Here is a 3,985-nt window from a genome sequence, read left to right on the forward strand (position 1 = left end):
GTCCACCGATATCGGCCTCGACATCGGCGGAGGCCATATCGACAACCCGGTAGCCGCGCTCCTCCAGCCAGGCCTGCCGCGCGCTGCGGTCGCTGGCGATCACCTCGGTCTCCTCGGGATTGACCAGTTCGATCGCGAGCCGGTGCACGAAACTGACGAAATCCGGAATGTGGCGGCCGACCGGGGTCTGGCGTTTGAACTGCCCGGCGAAACGGCGGTCGGTTCGCAGCCCCTCCCACAGGATGCGCTCGGCGTCGGTCGGGTTACGCCGCAACAGCCGCGCCAGCCCGCGCACGGTGCCGCTCTCCGACGGCGAGGCGTGCTGCCCGTGTTCGGCGAGCAGCGCGCGCAGGCGCGTGGCCTGTTCGCCGTCGAGCACGCCGCCCTTGGCGGGACCCTTGCGCCCCTCCGCGATCGCCATCACGACGCCGTGCAGGGTGTGCATATCCTGCTTGGTCGGCTCCATCCGGGTGAAGATGTTGCGCAGATTGACCAGCATGGTCTCGCGTTTCTCGGCCGGACGCAAAAATTCGACCTTGTCGAGTTCGCGGACCAGATTGTCGAAGAACGCCTGCATCTGGTGCTGCGAAGCGGGTTCGGAATGCTCGGGCATCGCGAACGGCAAGGCGCCCGCGGTCGACAGCTTGAACCATTCGTAGCCGATCAGCAGCACCGCCTGCGCCAAATTGAGCGAGGCAAAACCGGGATTGACCGGAAAGGTGATGATGCGGTTGGCGAGCGCGACCTCCTCGTTCTGCAGCCCGTAGCGCTCGCGGCCGAACAGGATGCCGACGGTCCCGCCGCCGGCGACGCCGGCGACGATATCCTGCGCGGCGGCTTCGGGGGCGACCACCGGCTTGGCCTGATCGTGGGCGCGCGCGGTGGTGGCGAACAGCAGCGTGCAGTCGGCCACCGCCTGCTCCACGGTGTCGAACAGCTCGACCTCGTCGAGGATATGGTCGGCGCCGGAAGCGGCGCGGCGGGCGTGGACGTTGGGCCAGCCATCGCGCGGGTTGACGATTCTTAAACGAGTTAAGCCGAAATTGCCCATCGCGCGGGCGGCCATGCCGATGTTCTCGCCGAGCTGCGGCTCGACCAGGATGACGACGGGTCCCGCCAGCGCCACGCCCGATTTGGTTTTGTCGGTGCCCGAACCGGACATTCGCTTCACTTTCTGAATCAACGTCTGAAGATTGTGAATCAAGTTCCGAAGAAACTGATTCAACACCTTAAGGGGCCAGCCATAGTGGATTGCCCAGCGGGCTGGATTTCTCAAGCAAAATAATCGGCTTAGCCTTACTTTCTGATGCTCGGCCGAAACCTCAATTGCGCCTCGGAGGGCGCGTCACCCGGGTCCCTCGCCGCGAACCGCTCCCGCCTCGATTGCAGTACAGGCGGAGCAGCGGCTGGCCCTGTCGCCTCCGAAAGAGGTCGCGCGGCAACTGCACATGTCGGAAATTCAGGACCAACCCGATTCCGGCGACGGCGCCGCGGTGCGGCCCGGCCTGCCCTGCCATTCGCCTTCCAGCCCGCGTTTTCGGGTGCTATAGCGACGGCACCACCATCCCATCCGTCCCGAAACGCGCTGTTTCTTCGAAAAGGCCCGATCTGTCATGGCAAAAATCAAGGTGACCAACCCCGTCGTCGAACTCGATGGCGACGAGATGACCCGGATCATCTGGCAATACATCAAGGACAAGCTGATCAACCCGTTCCTCGATATCGAGCTGATGTATTTCGACCTCGGGATGGAATACCGCGACCAGACCAACGATCAGGTCACCATCGACGCCGCCGAAGCCATCAAGAAGGTCGGCGTCGGCGTCAAATGCGCCACCATCACCCCGGACGAAGCCCGGGTGGCGGAGTTCGGCCTGAAGCAGATGTGGAAGTCGCCGAACGGCACCATCCGCAACATCCTCGGCGGCGTCGTGTTCCGCGAACCCATCATCTGCAAGAACGTGCCGCGGCTGGTGCCCGGCTGGACCAAGCCGATCATCATCGGCCGCCACGCCTTCGGCGACCAGTACCGCGCCACCGACTTCATGTTCCCCGGCAAGGGCACGCTGACCATGAAGTTCGTCGGCGAGGACGGCAAGGTGATCGAGCGGGAAGTCTACAAGGCACCCGGCGCCGGCATCGCGCTCGCGATGTACAATCTCGACGATTCGATCGCCGATTTCGCCCGCGCCTCGTTCAACCAGGGGCTCGCCAAGAACTATTCGGTGTACCTGTCGACCAAGAACACCATCCTCAAGGTCTATGACGGCCGCTTCAAGGACATCTTCCAGGACATTTTCGACCGGGAGTTCAAGGCCAAGTTCGACGCGAAGAAGATCACCTACGAGCATCGCCTGATCGACGACATGGTCGCCGCGGCGATGAAGTGGTCGGGCGGCTACGTCTGGGCCTGCAAGAACTATGACGGCGACGTGCAGTCCGACACCGTGGCGCAGGGCTACGGCTCGCTCGGCCTGATGACCTCGGTGCTGATGACGCCCGACGGCAACACCGTCGAGGCCGAGGCCGCCCACGGCACGGTGACACGGCATTACCGCGAACACCAGAAGGGCAAGGAGACCTCGACCAACTCGATCGCCTCGATCTTCGCCTGGACCCGCGGCCTGTCGCACCGCGCCAAGCTCGATAACAACGAAGCCCTGGCCAAGTTCGCGCTGACGCTGGAAAAGGTCTGCGTCGACACCGTCGAGGCCGGCTTCATGACCAAGGATCTCGCCCTCTTGGTCGGCGCCGACCAGCGCTGGCTCTCCACCACGGGCTTCCTCGACAAGGTCGCGGAAAACCTGACCAGGGAAATGGCATAGGCCATTTGGCCGCGGGGCTGGTTACTCCGCTAAGAACGAAAACGGCCCTGCCGCCTGCTCAGGCGCGCGGCGGGGATTTCGCCGGCGCGGCATAGAGCCCGGAGAAGACAATTCCGAAGAAGATCGAGAGCATGCCGACGCTGATGGCGTTCATGGAGAACAGCGCGGCATAGGCATCATCCCCGTAACGATAGGGCGGCTCGCCGAAATTGCCGTGCAGCAGGAGATAGGCGGCGAATGGCGGCGCCGCCAGCAGCAGCATCCAGATGCGTTCTCCCACGCCGAACAGGAGCCCCGCGAGCGCGACGCAGGGGATCAGGAAAAGCTCGGTCCCTGATTTTTCGCCCAGCGCCCACGTGCACGATACCGTGTGGAGCGTTCCGGCGAGCGACAGCGTTATCCTGCCGAGCAAAGGGTGGCGACGCGCGATCGCAGGCACCATGAGGAATACGGGAAAGGCCAGCAGCGTCATCAGCAGCCACGGCATCCCGTCGCTGCCGGCCAGCGCGATCACGTAGAGCGGATAGAAGGGCCCATTGGCTGCCAGCACCAGCGCGACCTTGTTGCCGGCGGCGGCGAGAGGCTCGTCATTGGCGGCATAGGCGCCGACCCGGTCGAAAACTCGCTGCAGCATCGCGCGCTCCCGACGGGTTGGACGCGCTCAGGCGCCGCCCATTGCCTTCTCGATCGCCTGGAGCGCCGCATCCGCCCTGGCGCCGTCGGGACCGCCGGCCTGCGCCATGTCGGGCCGCCCGCCGCCGCCCTTGCCGCCGAGCGCCTCGGAGGCGATCTTGACCAGGTCGACCGCGCTGAAGCGCGCGGTGAGATCGGGCGTGACGCCGACCACCACGCCGGCCTTGCCGTCCGCGGTGACGCCGACGATGGCGACCACGCCGGAGCCCAGTTGCTTCTTGCCGTCGTCGGCGAGGCTCTTGAGGTCCTTCATCTCGATGCCTTCGACCGCGCGCGCCATCAGCTTGACGTCGCCGACCATGCGGACGCCGGCGGGACCCGCCGCCGATCCGTTGGCAGCCGATGCGCCGCCGCCCATCGCGAGCCGCTTGCGCGCCTCGGCAAGGTCGCGCTCCAGCTTCTTGCGCTCCTCCATCAAGGCGGCGATGCGCGCCGGCATCTCGTCGAGCGTGGTGCGCAATTCGCCT

General features: G+C 65.3%; 4 protein-coding genes. 1 reads left to right on the plus strand and 3 read right to left on the minus strand.

Translation table 11 applies throughout. The annotated features are described in order from the left end of the window. Positions 1-1,162, minus strand: a 1,162-nt coding sequence (locus Q8R73_RS17070) for a TrmJ/YjtD family RNA methyltransferase (protein WP_305720726.1), incomplete at its 3' end; no start/stop codon positions are given. 451 nt (positions 1,163-1,613) lie between these two features. On the opposite strand from Q8R73_RS17070, the gene Q8R73_RS17075 reads away from it, so the two are divergent. Continuing rightward, on the plus strand, positions 1,614-2,825 hold the full coding sequence (locus Q8R73_RS17075; RefSeq protein ID WP_305720727.1) for an NADP-dependent isocitrate dehydrogenase: 1,212 nt from the start codon (positions 1,614-1,616) through the stop codon (positions 2,823-2,825). A gap of 58 nt (positions 2,826-2,883) precedes the next feature. Here Q8R73_RS17075 and Q8R73_RS17080 read toward each other — a convergent pair whose 3' ends face one another. Both Q8R73_RS17080 and Q8R73_RS17085 read right to left on the minus strand, forming a co-directional pair. Further along, positions 2,884-3,459 (minus strand): hypothetical protein, encoded by a 576-nt coding sequence (locus tag Q8R73_RS17080; RefSeq protein WP_305720728.1) that lies wholly within the window; start codon positions 3,457-3,459, stop codon positions 2,884-2,886. Between the two features lie 27 nt (positions 3,460-3,486). Continuing rightward, positions 3,487-3,985, minus strand: a 499-nt coding sequence (locus Q8R73_RS17085; RefSeq protein WP_305720729.1) for a DHHA1 domain-containing protein, incomplete at its 5' end; no start/stop codon positions are given.

Origin of the sequence: Bradyrhizobium sp., assembly GCF_030697065.1 — a bacterium.
Lineage (GTDB): Bacteria > Pseudomonadota > Alphaproteobacteria > Rhizobiales > Xanthobacteraceae > Bradyrhizobium.